This is a genomic window from Mycolicibacterium wolinskyi str. Jessa 2025 (genome assembly GCF_049241375.1).
Taxonomy (GTDB): domain Bacteria; phylum Actinomycetota; class Actinomycetes; order Mycobacteriales; family Mycobacteriaceae; genus Mycobacterium; species Mycobacterium wolinskyi.
On sequence record NZ_CP185960.1, the window covers coordinates 1,695,285 to 1,714,375 of the forward strand.

At 67.4% G+C, this 19,091-nt stretch carries 16 protein-coding genes and 1 pseudogene; 12 read left to right on the plus strand and 5 right to left on the minus strand.

Going from position 1 to position 19,091, the window contains the following annotated elements:
• The first annotated feature begins 116 nt into the window (after positions 1 to 116).
• The gene (locus tag ACOI2T_RS08525) at positions 117 to 1,619 is read left to right on the plus strand and encodes an FAD-dependent oxidoreductase (RefSeq protein ID WP_409503297.1); all 1,503 of its coding nucleotides are present in this window, start codon (positions 117 to 119) and stop codon (positions 1,617 to 1,619) included.
• Here the strand turns inward: ACOI2T_RS08525 and coaA are convergent.
• A complete protein-coding gene (gene coaA, locus ACOI2T_RS08530; RefSeq protein WP_067844656.1) occupies positions 1,591 to 2,529 on the minus strand; it encodes a type I pantothenate kinase in 939 nt (312 codons plus the stop codon). The genes ACOI2T_RS08525 and coaA overlap by 29 nt on opposite strands.
• A gap of 30 nt (positions 2,530 to 2,559) precedes the next feature.
• Between coaA and ACOI2T_RS08535 the strand changes: the two genes are divergently transcribed.
• The 11 genes and pseudogenes from ACOI2T_RS08535 (at position 2,560) to ACOI2T_RS08585 (ending at position 14,810) form a co-directional block, all read left to right on the plus strand.
• On the plus strand, positions 2,560 to 3,789 hold the full coding sequence (locus ACOI2T_RS08535) for a DUF885 domain-containing protein (RefSeq protein ID WP_409503296.1): 1,230 nt from the start codon (positions 2,560 to 2,562) through the stop codon (positions 3,787 to 3,789).
• Between the two features lie 21 nt (positions 3,790 to 3,810).
• Positions 3,811 to 5,274 carry a glycine hydroxymethyltransferase gene (locus tag ACOI2T_RS08540; protein WP_409503295.1) on the plus strand — a complete coding sequence of 488 codons (1,464 nt, stop codon included), beginning with the start codon at positions 3,811 to 3,813 and terminating at the stop codon, positions 5,272 to 5,274.
• 112 nt (positions 5,275 to 5,386) lie between these two features.
• Positions 5,387 to 6,667, plus strand: coding sequence for a serine hydroxymethyltransferase (gene glyA / locus ACOI2T_RS08545; protein WP_409503394.1), 1,281 nt, complete (start codon positions 5,387 to 5,389; stop codon positions 6,665 to 6,667).
• Positions 6,668 to 6,719: 52 nt separating this feature from the next.
• Positions 6,720 to 7,546, plus strand: a pseudogene (locus ACOI2T_RS08550) (acyl-ACP desaturase).
• 200 nt (positions 7,547 to 7,746) lie between these two features.
• The gene (locus ACOI2T_RS08555) at positions 7,747 to 9,060 is read left to right on the plus strand and encodes an RNA 5'-3' helicase PhoH2 (protein ID WP_067844666.1); all 1,314 of its coding nucleotides are present in this window, start codon (positions 7,747 to 7,749) and stop codon (positions 9,058 to 9,060) included.
• 72 nt (positions 9,061 to 9,132) lie between these two features.
• On the plus strand, positions 9,133 to 10,008 hold the full coding sequence (locus ACOI2T_RS08560) for a polysaccharide deacetylase family protein (protein WP_409503294.1): 876 nt from the start codon (positions 9,133 to 9,135) through the stop codon (positions 10,006 to 10,008).
• 70 nt (positions 10,009 to 10,078) lie between these two features.
• Complete coding sequence (locus tag ACOI2T_RS08565; protein ID WP_409503293.1) at positions 10,079 to 11,059, plus strand: Acg family FMN-binding oxidoreductase; 981 nt, start codon at positions 10,079 to 10,081, stop codon at positions 11,057 to 11,059.
• Positions 11,060 to 11,068: 9 nt separating this feature from the next.
• On the plus strand, positions 11,069 to 11,884 hold the full coding sequence (locus ACOI2T_RS08570; RefSeq protein WP_409503292.1) for a universal stress protein: 816 nt from the start codon (positions 11,069 to 11,071) through the stop codon (positions 11,882 to 11,884).
• 10 nt (positions 11,885 to 11,894) lie between these two features.
• On the plus strand, positions 11,895 to 12,533 hold the full coding sequence (dosR, locus tag ACOI2T_RS08575) for a hypoxia response regulator transcription factor DosR/DevR (protein ID WP_085143984.1): 639 nt from the start codon (positions 11,895 to 11,897) through the stop codon (positions 12,531 to 12,533).
• A gap of 62 nt (positions 12,534 to 12,595) precedes the next feature.
• Positions 12,596 to 13,054, plus strand: a complete 459-nt coding sequence (locus tag ACOI2T_RS08580) for a pyridoxamine 5'-phosphate oxidase family protein (protein ID WP_409503291.1) — start codon at positions 12,596 to 12,598, stop codon at positions 13,052 to 13,054.
• A gap of 31 nt (positions 13,055 to 13,085) precedes the next feature.
• Complete coding sequence (locus ACOI2T_RS08585) at positions 13,086 to 14,810, plus strand: GAF domain-containing sensor histidine kinase (RefSeq protein WP_409503290.1); 1,725 nt, start codon at positions 13,086 to 13,088, stop codon at positions 14,808 to 14,810.
• Between the two features lie 3 nt (positions 14,811 to 14,813).
• On the opposite strand, the gene ACOI2T_RS08590 is transcribed toward ACOI2T_RS08585, so the two are convergent.
• The 4 genes from ACOI2T_RS08590 to ACOI2T_RS08605 all read right to left on the minus strand — a co-directional run bounded on the left by ACOI2T_RS08590 (position 14,814) and on the right by ACOI2T_RS08605 (position 19,065).
• Complete coding sequence (locus ACOI2T_RS08590; protein ID WP_409503289.1) at positions 14,814 to 15,587, minus strand: NAD(P)H nitroreductase; 774 nt, start codon at positions 15,585 to 15,587, stop codon at positions 14,814 to 14,816.
• Positions 15,588 to 15,690: 103 nt separating this feature from the next.
• Entirely contained in the window at positions 15,691 to 17,115 is a 1,425-nt protein-coding gene (locus tag ACOI2T_RS08595) for a class II fumarate hydratase (protein WP_067844682.1), read from the minus strand.
• A 26-nt stretch (positions 17,116 to 17,141) separates the two neighbouring features.
• Positions 17,142 to 18,170: a class II fructose-bisphosphatase gene (gene glpX, locus ACOI2T_RS08600; protein ID WP_067844684.1), complete on the minus strand. Its 1,029-nt coding sequence runs from the start codon at positions 18,168 to 18,170 to the stop codon at positions 17,142 to 17,144.
• A gap of 58 nt (positions 18,171 to 18,228) precedes the next feature.
• Positions 18,229 to 19,065, minus strand: a complete 837-nt coding sequence (locus ACOI2T_RS08605; RefSeq protein ID WP_421876286.1) for a GntR family transcriptional regulator — start codon at positions 19,063 to 19,065, stop codon at positions 18,229 to 18,231.
• Positions 19,066 to 19,091: the final 26 nt, after the last annotated feature.

Sequence of the window (19,091 nt, forward strand, 5' to 3'; positions counted from 1 at the left end):
CGGCGTCACCCGGGGACACGGGTGACGCCGCTCGCGCAATTCGGGTAGTCGACTACCTAAGACTTTCGCGGCCCGCGCGACAAGACTTGGCGGCAACAGATCGCGAGGAGGTTGCCGTGACCGCTCAAGCAACATCAGCTCCCACCCAGATCGACACGTGCGACGTGTGCATCGTCGGGGCCGGTATCGCCGGGCTCAACGCGTTGTTCGCCGCGAGCCGGTATCTGAGCCGCGACCAGAAGGTGATCCTGATCGACCGCCGCGCCCGTGTCGGGGGAATGTGGAACGACACGTACTCCTATGTGCGCCTGCATCAACCACACCCGATGTTCACGGCGGGCAACATCAAGTGGACGCTGGGCCGCGAGCCGTCCTACCTCGCCACGAAGGACGAAGTGCTGGACCACTTCCAGCACTGCCTTCACGAGATCAAGAAGCGCGTGACGGTCGATGAACGGTACGGGTGGGATCTGCAATCGGAGGTGGAGACCGGTGGCAATGTGCGGATAACTTGCCGCACCCCCGACGGCGGACAGCGGGTCATCGAGGCCAACCGGTTGATCAAGGCGTACGGAATACGGGTGATGCCGAACGACCCGCTTGAGCTGTCGAGCGCGCGTGTCCATTCGGTGTCACCCGACTACTGCGACGTGCGGAGCGGCCCGATGCGCGACAGCGACGCTCCCGTGTGGCTGATCGGTGGCGGCAAGACGGCGATGGACACCGCCCACACGCTCATCACGGCCTACCCGGGTCGCGAGGTCAACCTGGTGGCCGGCTCGGGGACGTTCTTCGCGAGCAGGGAGAAGTTCTTTCCCGTCGGCGCCCGGCGGTGGTGGGGCAGCACGTTGCTCAGCAGCATGGCCATCGACATGTGCCGGGAGTTCGACGGCACCAACGAGAATGAGCTCGCCGACTGGTTCCGCACGAGGTACGGCACGTGGCTGACGCCGCAGACCGGCAACTTCCTGTTGGGTGTGCTGTCCGAGACCGAGAACAAGGCGATCGCGGCCGGTCTCAACGACGTGATCATGGACCACCTCGACGACGTCGTCGACCGCGACGGCTCCACCGAGGCGGTATTCCGCAGCGGCGCAACGAAAACGATCCAGGAGGGCAGCTGGATCGTGAACTGCACCGGCTACCTGACGAAGGGCGACCACCCCTACGAGCCGTACCTCTCCGCCGCCGGCTCGGTGCTGTCGATCCAGCCGCGTTCGGCCACAATGCATCTGACGTCGTACATGGGGTATTTCCTCACCCACGCGATGTTCTTGGACAAGCTTGCCGACCTGCCCCTCTACGAGCTGGACATGCAAGACCTGTGGGACAAGCACAGATCGGTGCTGCCCTACACGCTGTTCACGCTCGCCCAGTACAACCTCGGGCTCATGGCCGATGCCATGCCCGCCAAGGTGTTCGGTGAATGCGGCCTGGACTACGACCGCTGGTATCCGTGGCCGCGCCGCACCGCGGGCGTGGTGAGATTCATGCGCGTACACGGTCGCGAACGCGAACATCTTCGCCGCAGCCTGGACACCGTGCGGGATCGGTTCGCCGTGCGGTGCGGGCCGCTGAGTTCGGGCGAGGCTACAACTTCCGAAGCCGCAGCCGGTTGATCGCGTGGTCGGCGTCCTTGCGCAGCACCAGGGTCGCGCGCGGCCGGGTCGGCAGGATGTTCTCGATCAGGTTGGGCCGGTTGATGGAATGCCAGATGTCGCGTGCGGCGAACACGGCCTGCTCGTCGGTCAACGTCGCGTAGTGATGGAAGTGTGACGCCGGGTCGGCGAACGCCGTCGACCGCATCGTCAGGAACCGGGAGATGTACCAGTTCTCGATGTCCTCGATGCGGGCGTCGACGTACACCGAGAAGTCGAACAGATCCGACACCATGAGCGCGGGGCCCGTCTGCAGGACGTTGAGGCCTTCCAGGATGAGGATGTCGGGGTGGCGCACCACCTGGTGCTCGTCCGGCACGATGTCGTAGAGCAGGTGCGAATACACCGGTGCGCTCACTTCGTCGGACCCCGACTTCACCGCGGTCACGAACCGCATCAGGCCACGCCGGTCATAGCTCTCGGGGAACCCTTTGCGGTGCATCAGGTTCCGGCGGTTCAGCTCGCGATTCGGGTAGAGGAAGCCGTCCGTGGTGACCAGGTCGACGCGCGGATGATGCTCCCAGCGGGCCAGCAGCGCTTGCAGCACACGCGCGGTGGTGGATTTCCCGACCGCCACACTGCCCGCGACGCCGATGACGAACGGCACGGGACGGTCCGGATTCTGCTGCGGCTCACCGAGAAACTCCGCGGTCGCGGCGAACAGCCGCTGCCGGGCGGCCACCTGCAGGTGGATCAACCGGGCGAGGGGCAGGTAGACCTCTTCGACCTCGAGTAGGTCGAGCTTCTCACCCATACCGCGCAGGCGCACCAGCTCGTCTTCGGTGAGTTTGAGCGGGGTCGACATGCGCAACGAACGCCATTGACTTCGGTCGAACTCCACATAGGGGCTCGGCTCGCTTGGCCGCGGCATTCGGTCAGTCTTGCATTTACGGTTGAGGGCATGCCTAACGGGATGGACATTCGGGTGAACAGCACAACCGACTCCGACAGCTTCGTCCGTGAATATCTGCTGCTCGGTTTGCGCTTCGACCGGGTCGAGGAAGGCTACGTCGATTCCTTCACGGGCGATCCCGCGCTGCGTCGCGCCGTCGAGAACGAACCCGCACCCGACCCGGCCGACCTCGCCCGCCAGGCCGACCGGCTGCTCGGCCAGATCCCCGACGACCTGGATCGTGACCGGGCCGCCTACATCGCCGCGCACCTGCGCGCGCTGAACTGCGCGGGCCGCAAGTTCGCCGGTGAGGACGTCGGGTTCGTCGACGAAGTCGAGGCCTACTTCGACGTGCGGATCGCGAAAGGCGACCCGGACAGGTACCGCGCCGCGCACGCCAAACTCGACGAGGCGCTGGGCGGCAGCGGTCCGCTGGCCGACCGTATCCAGGCCCACCGCACGGGCGACGAGATCCCGCCCGAGCGGCTCGAGGAATGCATCCACGCGTTCTCGTCGGCGCTGCGCGACCGTGTGCGGGCCGAATACCCGCTGCCCGAAACCGAGACCATCACATACGAGGTCGTCACCGACAAACCGTGGTCGGGGTTCAACTACTACCTGGGCGACTACCGCTCGACCGTCGCCGTCAACGCCGACCTCAAACAGCAGATGGCCAACCTGCCTCGGCTCGTCGCGCACGAGTCCTATCCCGGCCACCACACCGAACACTGCCGCAAGGAGGCCGGTCTGGTGGCGCGCGACGGTCAGCTCGAACAGACGATCTTTCTCGTCAACACCCCGCAATGCCTGATGGCCGAGGGTCTGGCCGATCTGGCGCTGTATGCCGCGATCGGGCCCGGCTGGGGCGCCTGGGCGGCCGAGATCTACGCCGACCTCGGGCTGCGTTTCGACGGCGAACGCGCCGAAGCGGTGTCGGAGGCCATGGCCGGGCTGGCCGACGTCCGTCAGGACGCCGCGCTGATGCTGCACGACGAGCGTCGCGACGTCGACGACGTCGTCGCATTTCTCAAGCAATGGCTGCTGGTCAACGACGAGCGTGCCCGCCAGATGCTGCGGTTTCTGTCCTCGCCGCTGTGGCGGGCCTACACCAGCACCTACATCGAGGGCTACCGGTTGCTGCGAGGCTGGCTCGATGCCCGCCCGGCCGACGAATCACTCACACAGCGGTTCGGCAGGCTGCTCGACGAGCCGCTGATCCCGTCGACGCTGCGCGGATGAGCTCCGACTAGGCTGAATGCCATGGCAGCAGACCCGTCATCCTCCTTGCCCGCGTCTTCGGGCGCCGACTACGCCGACACCGCAAGCGCCGCCTATCAGGCCGCCCTGCAGGTCATCGAATCCGTCGAGCCCCGGGTCGCCGCTGCCACGCGCAAAGAGCTTGCCGATCAACGTGATTCGCTCAAGCTGATCGCCAGTGAAAACTACGCGTCGCCGGCCGTGCTGCTCACCATGGGCACCTGGTTCTCCGACAAGTACGCCGAGGGCACCGTCGGGCACCGGTTCTACGCGGGCTGCCAGAACGTCGACACGGTCGAGGCGCTTGCCGCCGAGCACGCCCGCGAACTGTTCGGCGCGCCCTACGCCTATGTGCAGCCGCACTCCGGGATCGACGCCAATCTTGTTGCCTTCTGGGCGATTCTGGCCACCCGGGTGGAGGCTCCCGAGCTCGCGAACTTCGGCGCCAAGCACGTCAACGACCTGTCCGAGGCGGATTGGGAGACGCTGCGCAACAAGCTGGGCAACCAGCGGCTGCTCGGCATGTCGCTGGACGCGGGCGGCCACCTCACGCACGGGTTCCGGCCAAACATCTCCGGCAAGATGTTCCATCAGCGCAGCTACGGCACCAATCCGGAGACCGGGTTCCTGGACTACGACGCCGTCGCGGCCGCGGCTCGCGAGTTCAAGCCGCTGATTCTGGTCGCCGGCTACTCGGCCTACCCGCGCCGGGTGAACTTCGCCAAGATGCGCGAGATCGCCGACGAGGTCGGCGCGACCCTCATGGTCGACATGGCCCACTTCGCGGGCCTGGTGGCGGGCAAGGTGTTCACCGGTGACGAGGATCCGGTGCCGCACGCCCACGTCACCACCACGACCACGCACAAGTCGCTGCGCGGTCCGCGTGGCGGCATGGTGCTGGCCACCGAGGAGTTCGCGCCCGCGGTGGACAAGGGCTGCCCGATGGTGTTGGGCGGGCCGCTGAGCCACGTCATGGCCGCCAAGGCCGTCGCGCTGGCCGAGGCGCGCCAGCCCGCGTTCCAGACCTACGCGCAGCAGGTCGCCGACAACGCCCAGGCCCTGGCCGACGGATTCGTCAAGCGCGACGCGGGCCTGGTCACCGGCGGCACCGACAACCACATCGTGCTGCTCGACGTGCGTTCGTTCGGGTTGACCGGCCGGCAGGCCGAGTCGGCCCTGCTCGACGCCGGTGTCGTCACCAACCGCAACGCCGTGCCGGCCGACCCCAACGGGGCCTGGTACACGAGCGGTATCCGGCTCGGCACGCCCGCGCTGACGAGCCGCGGCTTCGGTGCCGACGACTTCGACCGGGTCGCCGAGCTCATCGTCGACGTGCTGTCCAACACGGCCGCCGATGGGACGTCGAAAGCCAAGTACAAACTGGCCGACGGCACCGCGGAACGCGTCCACGCAGCATCGGCCGAGCTGCTCGACGCCAACCCGCTTTACCCGGGTCTCACGCTCTGAGCTTCGCTATCAGCGAATCCACAGCAACCTGACAGGGTAGGCCCCAATACCCCGGCCAGGTATGCCAGACTCGGGCACCGTGACAGCCTCAACGAGCCTCGCCACGTCCGTGATGTCCGCATCTCTCGCCGAAGTCGATCCCGACATCGCCGAGTTGCTCGACAAGGAGCTCGGTCGCCAGCGCGACACGCTCGAGATGATCGCGTCGGAGAACTTCGCGCCGCGCTCGGTGCTGCAGGCCCAGGGCAGCATCCTGACCAACAAGTACGCCGAGGGCCTGCCCGGGCGGCGGTACTACGGCGGCTGTGAGCACGTCGACGTCATCGAGAACATCGCGCGCGACCGCGCCAAGGCGCTGTTCGACGCCGAATTCGCCAACGTACAGCCGCATTCCGGCGCGCAGGCCAACGCCGCGGTGCTGGCCGCGCTCATGGCGCCGGGGGAGCGGCTGCTCGGTCTGGACCTGGCCAACGGCGGGCATCTGACCCACGGCATGAAGCTCAACTTCTCCGGCAAGGTCTACGAGTCCGGGTTCTACGGCGTCGACACCGCGACCGGCTTGATCGACATGGACGCCGTGCGGGCATGCGCGCTCGAATTCCGGCCCAAGGTGCTCATCGCCGGCTGGTCGGCCTATCCGCGCACGCTGGACTTCGCCGCGTTCCGCTCGATCGCCGACGAGATCGGCGCACACCTGTGGGTCGACATGGCACACTTCGCCGGCCTCGTGGCCGCGCGCATGCATCCGAATCCGGTGCCGCACGCCGACCTGGTGTCGACGACCGTGCACAAGACGCTCGGCGGCGCACGCTCGGGCCTGATCCTGGGCCGCAAGGAGTTCGCCAAGCAGCTGAACTCGGCGATGTTCCCCGGTACACAGGGCGGCCCGGCCATGCAGGTGGTCGCAGGCAAAGCCATCACATTCAAGATCGCGGGCACGCCGGAGTTCGCCGACCGCCAGCAGCGCACACTCTCGGGTGCCCGGATCCTGGCCGACCGCTTGCTGGAAGCCGACGTCGCGAAGTCCGGCGTCTCGGTCGTCACCGGCGGAACCGACGTGCACCTCGTGCTCGTGGATCTGCGGAACTCGCCGCTGGACGGCAAGGCCGCCGAGGACCTGCTTCACGAGATCGGCATCACGGTCAACCGCAACGCGGTTCCCAACGACCCGCGCCCGCCGATGGTGACCTCGGGTGTGCGCATCGGCACGTCCGCGTTGGCCACCCGTGGGTTCGGTGACATCGAGTTCACCGAGGTCGCCGACATCATCGGTACCGCGCTCGCCCAAGGCGCGGCGGCGGACGTCGCCGCGCTGCGCGACCGCGTCACGCGCCTGGCGCGGCAGTTTCCGCTGTACGACGGGCTGGAGGACTGGCAGCTGCACAATCGGTGACACGCCCGACCCGATTTCGAGAAATGTGTGAACTCGGGTTACAGTTACTTTCATGGCACAGAAACCTGTCCCTAACGCGCTGACCCTGAGCTCGAGCCGGTTGTCAACGCCGAACTGCGTCGCCACCTGGACACCGAGGACCTCTGGTACGCACACGATTACGTGCCGTTCGACCAGGGAGAGAACTTCGCCTTCCTCGGTGGCAAGGACTGGGATCCGTCGCAGGTGACGTTGCCGAAGAACGTCACCGACGCCTTGGAGATCCTGCTGATCACCAAGGACAACCTGGCCGGTTACCACCGTGAGCTCGTCGAGCACTTCATTCTCGAAGAGAAGTGGGGCCGCTTCCTCGGCCGGTGGACCGCCGAGGAACACCTGCACGCCGTCGCGCTGCGCAACTACCTCGTCGTCACGCGCGAGATCGACCCGACCGCCAACGAGGACGTGCGCGTCGAGCACGTGATGAAGGGCTACCGGGCCGACACCTACAGCCAGATCGAGACGCTGGTGTTCATGGCGTTCTTCGAGCGGTCGCACGCCGTCTACTGCCGCAACCTCCAGGCGGAGGTCGCCGAGCCGGTGCTGAAGGCGATGATGGGCCGCATCGCCGCGGACGAGGAGCGCCACGAGGAGTTCTTCGCCAACCTGGTGACGCATCTGCTGGGCACGCACCGTGACGAGACCGTCGCGGCGATCGCCGCACGCGCGGCCGAGCTCGACGTGATTGGCGCGGACATCGACGCCTATCGGGACAAGGTCGCGCTCGTGGCCGAGACGGGCATCTTCGACAAGGCCGCGCTGCGGACCGTGATCTCCGATCGCATCGCGGCCTGGGGCCTGGCGGGCGAACCTCAACTCCAGGAGTTCACGAACCCGTAACGCGCCGGGCGCCAAACACCCGGCGCGCCAGCCAGCAACCCCGCCGTGGCGGGAGTAGCGTCGAATCCGATGGCTAGCGACATGCTCTGCTGTCCGGGCGGTACCGATCGTTTCGATCACGAGAGGACCGGCCCCGGTCCTGGTGCCGCAGTGTCCACCGAGAAGCTCGGGTGGGGCCGCGCGAGTTCTAGGAGCGCCACGTGACTGATAACGCTGTCCGTACCTATGTGCTCGACACGTCGGTGTTGCTGTCCGATCCATGGGCATGCACCCGCTTCGCCGAGCATGAAGTGGTGGTCCCGCTGGTCGTCATCAGCGAGCTCGAGGCCAAACGGCATCACCACGAGCTGGGTTGGTTCGCCCGGCAGGCGCTGCGGATGTTCGACGATCTGCGGCTTGAGCACGGACGGCTGGATCAGCCGATTCCGGTTGGGACACAGGGCGGTACGCTGCATGTCGAGCTGAATCACAGCGATCCTTCGGTGCTGCCTGCAGGTTTTCGCACCGAGAGCAACGATTCACGCATCCTGACGTGCGCGGCCAATCTCGCCGCCGAAGGCAAGCACGTCACGCTGGTGAGCAAGGACATCCCGCTGCGCGTCAAGGCCGGCGCGGTGGGCCTGGCCGCCGACGAGTACCACGCGCAGGACGTCATCGTGTCCGGCTGGACGGGTATGGACGAGATGGACGTCGCCGCCGAGGACATCGACACGCTGTTCGCCGATGGTGAGATCGATCTGGCAGACGCGCGGGACCTGCCGTGCCACACCGGTATTCGGCTCCTTGGCGGTAACTCACATGCGCTCGGCCGGGTCAACGCCGCCAAGCGGGTGCAGCTGGTCCGTGGCGATCGCGAAGTGTTCGGCCTCCGGGGAAGGTCCGCCGAACAACGCGTCGCCCTCGACCTGCTGCTCGACGAGTCGGTCGGCATCGTGTCACTGGGCGGCAAGGCCGGCACCGGAAAATCGGCACTGGCGCTGTGCGCGGGCCTGGAGGCGGTGCTGGAGCGGCGCACCCAGCGCAAGGTCGTGGTGTTCCGTCCGCTGTACGCCGTCGGTGGCCAGGACCTCGGGTACCTGCCGGGCAGCGAGAGCGAAAAGATGGGGCCGTGGGCGCAAGCCGTCTTCGACACCCTCGAAGGCCTGGCCAGCCCGGCCGTTCTCGAAGAGGTGCTGTCACGCGGCATGCTCGAAGTCCTGCCGCTGACCCACATCCGGGGCCGCTCGTTGCACGACTCGTTCGTGATCGTCGACGAGGCTCAGTCCCTGGAGCGCAACGTGCTGCTGACCGTCCTGTCGCGCCTGGGCGCGGGATCACGGGTGGTGCTCACGCACGATGTCGCGCAGCGCGACAACCTGCGGGTCGGCCGGCACGACGGTGTGGCCGCGGTCATCGAAAAGCTCAAGGGTCACCCGCTGTTCGCCCACATCACGTTGCAGCGCAGCGAACGCTCACCGATCGCGGCGCTGGTGACCGAGATGCTGGAGGAGATCAGCCCCGGCGCCCTGCCGTGAGTGATTTGTGCACCTCCCGTAACGCCGGCCGTTACGGGAGGTGCACAAGTCGCCAGCCGGTAGGCTGCCGGAGTGGCAGGCACCGCTAACCGGCAGGCGTGGCGATGGACCGTCTTCGGTGTTGTCGTCGCCGTGGCGGTGCTGGTCATCGGGGCTCTCACCGGCCATGTCCGAAAAGCCGGCGCCGACGATGTCGACTGTGCGGTCGAGAAGTGTGTCGCGTTCACGTTCGACGACGGCCCCGGCCCGTACACCGACCGTCTGCTGCAGATCCTGAACGACAACGACGCCAAGGCGACGTTCTTCCTGATCGGCAACAAGGTGGCGGCCAACCCCGACGGTGCCAAGCGCATCGCCGAGGCCGGCATGGAGATCGGCAGCCACACGTGGGAACACCCGAACATGACCACGATTCCGCCCGAGGACATCGCGGCACAGTTCAGCAAGGCCAATGACGCGATCGAGGCCGCGACGGGCAGCCGACCCAAACTCGTCCGCACCGCGGGCGGTCTGATCAACGATCGGGTACTCGCCGAAGCCGGCAAGCAGGGTTTGGCCGACATCAATTGGGACGTCATCCCGTTCGACTGGGCCAACGACGCCAACACCGCCGCCACGCGCTACATGCTGATGTCCCAGATCAAGCCCGGCTCGGTGGTGCTGTTCCACGACACCTATTCGTCCACGGTCGATCTGGTGTATCAGTTCATCCCGGTGCTGCGGGCCAACGACTACCACCTCGTGACGGTCAGCCACCTGCTCGGCGAGCGTGAACCCGGCAGTGCCTACGGCAGCCGCGAAAATGGCCCGCCCGTCAACGGGCTCACCGACATCCCACCGGCAGACATCCCGTCGCTGCCCAACACCCCGTCACCGGCACCCATGCCGAACTTCCCGATCACCGACATCCCCGGGGCCAACTCGGGCGGCCCCAACAACGGTGCGTGAGACGCACATCGCACCGGGTTGAGGACCAAAGACCCTAACCCGCACTGGCGTGCGCGACGAGGCTGGTGGCATGCCCGACACCATGATCGATACCGCAACCATCACCGCCGCCGTGCAGTTGGCGTCGCGTGCGCCGTCGTTGCACAACACTCAGCCGTGGCGCTGGGTGGCAGACGATGAGGGTTTGAAACTGTTCCTCGACACCAATCGGGTGGTGCATTCGACGGACCGCTCGTCGCGTGAGGCCGTTGTCAGCTGTGGGGTGATGCTCGATCACCTGCGCGTCGCGCTGGCGGCTTCCGGCTGGGCGACCTCCGTCGAGCGGTTCCCCAACCCGAACAACCGCGACCATCTGGCGACCGTGCATTTCAGCCCGATGCAGTTCGTGACCGACGCGCATCGCCGGCGCGCCGACGCGATCCTCGCGCGGCGCACCGACCGGCTGCCGATGGCGGCGTATGCGGACTGGGATTCGTTCGAGCCGTTGCTGCGTGCCCGGCTCGCCGACGGGCCGGTGCACTTCGACGTGCTCAGCGACGATGACCGGCCGGAGCTGGCCGAGGCCGCCGCGCTGACGGAATCACTGCGCCTCTACGACTCGGCCTACCACGCTGAACTCGCCTGGTGGACAACGCCGTTCGCCACCGAAGACGGTATCCCGCAGAGCTCGCTGGTTTCCGCGGAGGAAAGCGAACGGGTCGGGTTGTCGCGGGCCTTCCCGGTCACCGCGCACAGCGAACGCCGCGCAGGAGTCAACGAAGACTCCGCGACGATCGTGGTGCTCTCGACCGACGGCTACAGCCGCGAGGATGCGCTTGACGCCGGTGAGGCGCTGTCGACCACGCTGCTGGAATGCACGCTCGCCGGACTCGGCAGTTGCCCGGTGACCCACGTGACCGAACTGCACGCGAGCCGCGACATCATCGGCCGACTGATCGACCGGGATGCCTGCCCCCAGGTGCTCGTCCGGATCGGCATCGCGCCATCGCTCGAAGACGTGCCGCCGCCCACACCGCGCCGGCCCGTCGAAGCCATCCTCACTTTCGCCTAGGAGATTTTGATGTCGACTGCACATGCGGTGGTTGTCGGAATCGACGGATCGCAAAGCGCGTTGGATGCCGCCATCTGGGCGGTCAAAGAGGCTGTCAGCCGCGACATTCCGTTGCGCCTGGTCTATGCCATCGACCCGGCTGACAACGGAACCGACCACGAGTGTGCCGCCCGCGCACTGGCGACGGCCGAACTCGCGATCCGGCAGGCCTTCACCGCAGTTGAAGCGACCGAACAACCCGTCAAGATCGAGCTGGAAGTGGTGCAGGACAAGCCGATCGAGGCACTGGTCGAGGCATCGCGGTCCGCCGCGATGCTGTGTGTCGGCGCCACCGGCCGAGACGATGCCGCGCACGGCCGCATCGGCGCGACGGCGTCGGCCGTCGCCAAATCGGCGCACTGCCCGGTGGCCGTGGTCCGCACACCCGCTTCCGGAGGCGGAGGAATCCTGGTCGAGTTCGATGGGCGGCCCGCCAGCAGCACCGCGCTGCAGGCCGGTGTCGACGAGGCCCGGCTTCGCGGTGCGCCGCTGTGCGTGATGACGACGTGGCAGCACCGCTACAGCGACATGTACGACGCGACCGCGCTCGCCGATCGCAACCGGCTGGCACAGGCTCAACTCGACCGCAGGCTCACCCGCTGGCGCCGGCGCTACCCGGAGCTGACTGTGCAGACTGTCGCCGGCGACGGCAGCACATTGGATTATCTGGCAGCGCACCGCGATTCGATTCAGCTCGTGGTGATCGGCCCCGAACACGGCCGGGTCGGTGAGTTGGCGGACTCCGACTGCTCGCTGCTCACTTGCGATCGGCAGCAGCGGTTGTGAGACTCGGGGGATGATCAGGGTCTTTCTCGTCGACGACCATGAGGTGGTGCGGCGTGGTCTGATCGACTTGCTGAGCGCCGATCCCGAACTCGACGTGATCGGGGAAGCCGATTCGGTGGCCCAGGCGCTGGCCCGGGTGCCCGCGCTGAAGCCGGACGTCGCAGTGCTCGACGTCCGGCTCCCCGACGGCAACGGGATCGAGCTGTGCCGGGATCTGTTGTCGCGGATGCCGGATCTGCGGTGCCTGATGTTGACGTCGTACACGTCCGACGAGGCGATGCTCGACGCCATCCTCGCCGGCGCGAGCGGGTATGTGGTCAAGGACATCAAAGGCATGGAGCTCGCCCAGGCGATCAAGGATGTCGGCGCGGGCCGCTCGCTGCTCGACAACCGGGCCGCGGCGGCGCTGATGGCCAAGCTGCGCGGCGACGCCGAGCGCTCCGACCCGCTGTCGGGGCTCACGCAGCAGGAGCGGGTGTTGCTCGACCTACTCGGCGAAGGCCTGACCAACAAGCAGATCGCGGCGAGGATGTTCCTGGCCGAGAAGACCGTCAAGAACTACGTGTCGCGGTTGCTGGCGAAGCTGGGGATGGAACGTCGCACGCAGGCCGCCGTGTTCGCGTCGAAGCTGGACCGCAGGGGACTTTAGTCCCTACAACCGGGGCTTTTCGCCCGTGGTCGCGGCCTGCGGCGCTCAATAATCTCGGATACATGAGCTATGAACTCGGCACAGTGGTGAGCCCGGCCAAGCCGGCCGGGAATGATGCGGTCACGATCCTCTCGGAGCGGGAGAGCTGGGAACTGCTCGGGAGCGTCGCGCTGGGACGGCTTGTCACCACGGTCGACAACGAGGCACACATCTTCCCGGTGAATTTCGCGGTGCAGGGCCGCACGATCCTGTTCCGAACGGCGGAGGGCACCAAGCTGATCAGTGCGGCGATCAACCATCAGGTGCTGTTCGAGGTCGACGAACACAACGTGGCCGAGGGCTGGAGCGTGATCGTCCGCGGTGTCGCGCACACGCTGCGCACCGACGACGAACTCGACGCTGCCGAGCGGGCGCAGTTGCTGCCGTGGACCGCTACCGCGAAGACCCACTGGGTGCGGGTGACGCCGACGCGAATCACCGGACGGCGATTCCGTTTCGGCCCCGAGCCGGCCGCCGTGTGAAGGTTGGTGCTCGACAGGCAGCAATGCCAGCATGGGGGACGTGACTGGGCAAGGGCCTGCGCCCGACGAGGAGCAGCGGATGGCGCCGTTGCGTGACACGCTCTCGCAGCTGCGGCTGCGCGAACTGCTCAGCGAGGTCCAGGACCGCGTCGAGCAGATCGTCGAAGGGCGCGATCGGCTCGACGGTCTGGTCGAGGCGATGCTCGTGGTGACATCGGGCCTCGAGCTCGACGTCACGCTCAAGACCATCGTGCACACCGCGATCGAACTCGTCGACGCCCGCTACGGCGCCCTGGGTGTGCGCGGCGAGGGCCACGAACTCACCGAGTTCATCTACGAGGGAATCGATGAGGAGACCCGGTACCAGATCGGACCGCTGCCGGAGGGGCGCGGTGTCCTGGGTGTGCTGATCGATGACCCGAAACCTATTCGGCTCGAAGACATTCGGCTGCATCCGGCGTCGGTCGGCTTCCCGTCCCACCATCCGCCGATGCGCACGTTTCTCGGGGTGCCCGTGCGCACGAGGGACAAGGTGTTCGGCAACCTTTACCTGACCGAGAAGATCAACGGCCAGCCGTTCAGCGAAGACGACGAAGTCCTGGTGCAGGCGCTGGCTGCCGCCGCGGGTATCGCCGTCGACAACGCCCGGCTCTACGAGCAGTCGCAAGCCCGTCAGTCGTGGATCGCCGCCACGCGCGACATCGCCACCGAGTTGCTGTCCGGAACGGATCCCGCCACGGTGTTCCGGCTGGTGGCAGCGGAGGCGCTCAAGCTCACCGACGCCGAAGGCACGCTCGTGGCCGTTCCGGCGGATCCCGAGGCCGCGGACGTCGACGAACTCGTGGTCGCCGAGACGGCGGGAGTGGTGCCCGACGGTGCACTGTTGTCGACGATCGCGGTCGGTGGGACACCGATCGGCCAGGCGTATCTGGATCGCACGCCGCGCCGCGTCGACGGGTCGGAAGTCGGTGTCGCCGGCCTCGCGGGCCCGGCCCTGGTGTTGCCGCTGCGCGCCACCGATGCCGTGGCAGGCGTTCTGGTGGCACTGCGTGGTGAGCACACCCGGCCGTTCACCGCCGAGCAGTTGGAGATGATGGCCGCGTTCGCCGATCAGGCCGCGCTGGCCTGGCAGCTGGCCGGCTCACAGCGGCGGATGCGCGAACTCGATGTCCTTACCGACCGCGACCGCATCGCCAGAGACCTGCACGACCACGTGATCCAGCGGCTGTTCGCCGTAGGCCTTTCGCTGCAGGGCACGATCCCGCGGGCGCGGTCCGGCGAAGTGCAGGAGCGGCTCGCCGCGAGCGTCGACGACCTGCAGGCCGTCATACAGGACATCCGCACGGCCATCTTCGATTTGCATGGTTCGCAGGTCGGAAGCACCCGGCTGCGCCAGCGGCTCGACGAAATCATCGCGCAGTTCTCCGGTGCCGGGCTACACACCACCACGCAGTTCGTCGGACCGCTGTCGGTCGTCGATCCCGCGCTGGCCGACCATGCCGAGGCCGTGCTGCGCGAAGCCGTCAGCAACGCGGTAAGACATTCGGGCGCAACCGAACTCACTGTTCGAGTGAAAGTCGAAGACGATCTGAGCATCGAGGTCGCTGACAACGGCCGCGGTATCACCGGGCCGGTCACCGAGAGCGGGCTGGTGAATCTTCGTGAGCGCGCCGCCCAGTCCGGCGGGCGGTTGACGGTCGAGAACCGTTCGGGCGGAGGCACTCTGCTGCACTGGGTGGCGCCGCTACCGGCCTAGCGTCTATGCCGGTTGGCGGCGCGGGGCGTCGGGCAGCGGGGCGACATCGTCGAGGGCCCAGCCCAGCTGGATGAGCACTTGCGGATGCTCGCGGCCATCGAAGATCTCGTCGCGCAACGCCGCTCGCGTGTGCGCCACCTCGAGGGGCTCGGTGAGCGGGCAGGTAGCCAGCCCGAGTGCGGTCGCGGTGAGCAACACGAGACTCGTCGCCTCCCCGGCGCGCAGCCGTGCCAGATCGTCGTCATCACGGGTGCCCAGCGCGACCACCACACCGCGGTCGGAGATCTGGCGAGCCACGTCCATGATGGGGGTGAGATCGGTGAACGACTCGACGCGACGCAACGTCACCCCGGCTCGCGCGGCCCTCGCGCCCATCAATGCGATGTCGGCGGGGGAGACCTCGCGGTCGAAGTAGGGCCGGCCGTCGATGGGGCGACGGCCGATGGCCGCCGCCAGCGTCACGTCTGCGTCGGTGGGGACGCGGGGCTCGGCGGTGAGCGCGGCCACAAGATCTGGGTCGGCCCGGTCGGGCAACCGGTGAACGGTGGCCTGGTATCCCAGCCTGGCCAGCGCGACGACGCAGTGGTGCAGGGTCGCGCCACAGCTCAACAGCAGGTCGCGGCTGTCGGCGTCAGGCAGATGGTGCGTACGGTCGGCATACAGGCACAGGCTGTCGGCACCCATCTGCCAGCGCCACGGTTGCGAGTTGTGCACCGATGGCGCGCGAACCGCCAGAGACAGTGCGGTCCGCACGGCGTCGGGAAAGCCGGTGGTCACCGTTCCACGATGCCGGTGCGCGATGTTCAGCGGTAGAGCAGAAAGTCACTTACGGCGAGCAGTCCCGCTTGCGGGGACTGCTCGCCGTAAGGAAAAGGAAGGGTCAGTCGCCGTCTTTGACCTTGGCCATGGCGAGCACGTCGAGGCGTTTGTCGAGCTCGGCCTCCGACAGCTTGTCGCCGATCAGCCCGCGGTCGATCACGGTCTGGCGGATGGTCTTCTTCTCCTTGAGCGCCTGCTTGGCGACCTTGGCGGCCTCCTCGTAGCCGATCGCCGAGTTCAGCGGCGTCACGATCGACGGCGAGGACTCGGCCAGCTCACGCAAATGCTCCTCGTTGGCGACCAGGCCGTCGATGCAGCGCGCGGCGAACAGCTTCGACACGTTCGACAGCAGCGTGAACGATTCGAGCAGGTTGCGCGCCATCATCGGGATGTACACGTTGAGTTCGAAGGCTCCCGACGCGCCGCCCATCGCGATCGCGGCGTCGTTGCCGACCACCTGGCACGCCACCTGTGTAACCGCTTCCGGCAGAACGGGATTGACCTTGCCCGGCATGATCGAGCTGCCCGGCTGCAGATCGGGGAGCTGGATTTCGGCCAGGCCGGTCAGCGGGCCCGAGCCCATCCAGCGCACATCGTTGGCGATCTTGGTCAGTGACACCGCGATGGTGCGCAGCGCGCCGGACGCCTCGACCAGCCCGTCACGGGCGGCCTGGGCCTCGAATGAGTCCACGGCCGTACGCAATTCGGCCAGGCCGGTCTGGTTGACCAGCACCTCGACGACCTTGGCGCCGAAGCCGTCGGGCGCGTTGAGCCCGGTGCCGACGGCGGTGCCGCCGATGGCCAGCTCACCCAGGCGCGGCAGGGTCGCCTTGACCCGCTCGATGCCGGCCTCGATCTGGCGGGCGTACCCGCCGAACTCCTGGCCCAGCGTCACCGGGACGGCGTCCATCAGGTGCGTGCGGCCTGACTTCACCACGGTCCGCCACTGCCGGGCCTTGGCGGCCAGCGACTCGTGCAGCACCTCCAAGGCCGGAATCAGGTGGCGCACAGCGGCTTCGGTGGCGGCGATGTGGGTCGCGGTGGGGAACGTGTCGTTGGAGCTCTGCGACATGTTCACGTCGTCGTTGGGATGCACCGTCACGCCATTGCGGGCCGCGATCGAGGCGATCACCTCGTTGGTGTTCATGTTCGAGCTCGTACCCGAGCCGGTCTGGAACACGTCGATCGGGAACTGATCGTCATGCTGCCCGTCGGCGATCTCACCGGCCGCGGCGATGATCGCGTCGGCCTTCTCGGGCGCCAGCAGGCCGAGGTCCTTGTTGACCTGGGCGCAGGCCGCTTTCAGCAGGCCGAGCGCGCGGATCTGAGTGCGCTCCAGACCGCGGAACGAGATCGGGAAGTTCTCCACGGCCCGCTGGGTCTGTGCGCGCCACAGGGCGTTGACCGGAACCCGGACCTCGCCCATGGTGTCGTGCTCGATGCGGTACTCGCCTTCACCTGATGCGTCGACGGCTTTGTCGGACATGTGCTCCCTTTGAGATGTGTGGGTTGTCAGGGCAGGGGTTGGATCGCCGACGAGTCCCCGGTGAAGTCGATCGCGGAGTACTCGTTGAGCTTGGACAGCCGGTGATAGGCCTCGATCATGCGGACCGTTCCGGACTTCGAGCGCATCACGATCGACTGCGTGGTGCAGCCGCCGCTCGCGTAACGCACACCCTTGAGCAGGTCACCGTCGGTGACGCCGGTGGCGCAGAAGAACACGTTCTCACCGGACACCAGGTGCTCGGTCACCAGGACCTCGTCCAGGTCGTAGCCGCGGTCGACGGCCTTCTGCCGCTCCTCGTCGTCCTTGGGCGCCAGCTGAGCCTGGATCGCGCCGCCCATGCAGCGGATCGCGGCGGCGGCGATGATGCCTTCCGGCGTGCCGCCGATGCCGGCGAGCATGTCGGTACCGGAGTGCGGGCGGCATGCCGAGATCGCGCCCGCGACGTCGCCGTCGGAGATCAACCGTATGCGGGCGCCGGTGTCACGGACATCGGCGATCAGTTGCTCGTGACGCGGGCGGTCCAGGATGCAGACGGTCATGTCCGACACCGACAGGCCCTTGGCCTTGGCGACCTGGCGGACGTTCTCGCCGATCGGGGCGGTGATGTCGATGGCGTCGACGGCTTCGGGCCCGACCGCGATCTTGTTCATGTAGAACACCGCCGACGGATCGAACATCGCGCCGCGCTCGGCGACCGCGAGCACCGAGATCGCGTTCGGCATGCCCTTGCTCATCAGCGTGGTGCCGTCGATGGGGTCGACCGCGAAATCACATTCCGGCCCGTCGCCGTTGCCGACCTCTTCGCCGTTGTAGAGCATCGGGGCGTTGTCCTTCTCGCCCTCGCCGATGACGACGACACCGCGCATCGAAACCGAGTTGACCAGCTCGCGCATGGCGTCGACGGCGGCCCCGTCACCACCTTCTTTGTCACCGCGGCCGACCCAACGGCCCGCGGCCATGGCTCCCGCCTCGGTTACCCGGACGAGTTCAAGGGCAAGGTTTCGATCCGGGGCTTCGCCGCGCGTGGGACTCATGGCGGTGATTCTCCCAGAACAGGCTCGTCAATTGGGAGGCGGGATCCGAGGGCCGCACTCAGGCCCGGCCGGGCCCGATGATCGATGCGAGCTCGGCGATCAGCTCGCGCACCCGGTCGAAGTCCGGGGAACCAGGAGCCGCCGGATCGGCCGGCGCGTCGACCCTGGTCTCCACCTTTGCATCGACATCGAAAACAGTTGACGGCTGGTGCCACAACGTGGACCACTCCAGGCCGCGGCCCTGGTCGTCGTTGGTCAATGCCTGCAGCAACAGCACCGGAGTGCCGACGTCGATACCCAGATGGTCGGCCACGGTCGGATCCGCGGGCACTGCTCGTAACTGGCGCGGGCCGCCGACCGGAACGACCCCCGTCGACCGCATGTAGCCGAGCAGCGACCCCTCGATCGCGTCGGCAGTGAGGTCGGGGAACAGTTCCCGGGACACCCACGACCGCATGAAAACCAGCGGCTCCTCGTCGACGAAGCGCAGGCGCTCGATGCGCCAGGCGTCGGCGGTCCGGAGCGCCGGGACTGCGGCGTCCGGTGCGGTCGCGGCCCTCAGGTCGAGCACCACGGTCCGCAGGTGCTCGCCTGCCGCCGCCAACTGTCGGCTCAGGCCGCCCGCCTGTTCTGCTCGCCGGTGATGCAACCGTGTGGGGACGACGACACTGCCCCGGCCGCGTTCGCGCCTGATGAGTCCGGCGTCCGCGAGTTCGGACAGCGCCTGGCGGATAACGCTGCGCGCCACGCCGAATCTCTCCTGGAGTTCCAGCTCGCCGGGCAGATGCTCGCCCGGGGCGATGTGCTGACCGAGTATCTGGCCGCGCAGAACGTCGCGGATCTGCGCATAGAGGGGGACACCGCTGTCACGGTCCAGTAGCGGCTCTGACACCACGGTGCCCCCTATCAAAATCGGTCAGC

Coding starts and splice junctions, on each gene's coding strand:
- coaA (WP_067844656.1), bottom strand. CDS start 2,529: ATGCCGCGGCCAAGCGAGCCGAGCCCCTATGTGGAGTTCGACCGAAGT.
- ACOI2T_RS08535 (WP_409503296.1), top strand. CDS start 2,560: ATGCCTAACGGGATGGACATTCGGGTGAACAGCACAACCGACTCCGAC.
- ACOI2T_RS08540 (WP_409503295.1), top strand. CDS start 3,811: ATGGCAGCAGACCCGTCATCCTCCTTGCCCGCGTCTTCGGGCGCCGAC.
- glyA (WP_409503394.1), top strand. CDS start 5,387: ATGTCCGCATCTCTCGCCGAAGTCGATCCCGACATCGCCGAGTTGCTC.
- ACOI2T_RS08565 (WP_409503293.1), top strand. CDS start 10,079: ATGCCCGACACCATGATCGATACCGCAACCATCACCGCCGCCGTGCAG.
- ACOI2T_RS08570 (WP_409503292.1), top strand. CDS start 11,069: ATGTCGACTGCACATGCGGTGGTTGTCGGAATCGACGGATCGCAAAGC.
- dosR (WP_085143984.1), top strand. CDS start 11,895: ATGATCAGGGTCTTTCTCGTCGACGACCATGAGGTGGTGCGGCGTGGT.
- ACOI2T_RS08580 (WP_409503291.1), top strand. CDS start 12,596: ATGAGCTATGAACTCGGCACAGTGGTGAGCCCGGCCAAGCCGGCCGGG.
- ACOI2T_RS08585 (WP_409503290.1), top strand. CDS start 13,086: ATGGGGGACGTGACTGGGCAAGGGCCTGCGCCCGACGAGGAGCAGCGG.
- ACOI2T_RS08595 (WP_067844682.1), bottom strand. CDS start 17,115: ATGTCCGACAAAGCCGTCGACGCATCAGGTGAAGGCGAGTACCGCATC.
- glpX (WP_067844684.1), bottom strand. CDS start 18,170: ATGAGTCCCACGCGCGGCGAAGCCCCGGATCGAAACCTTGCCCTTGAA.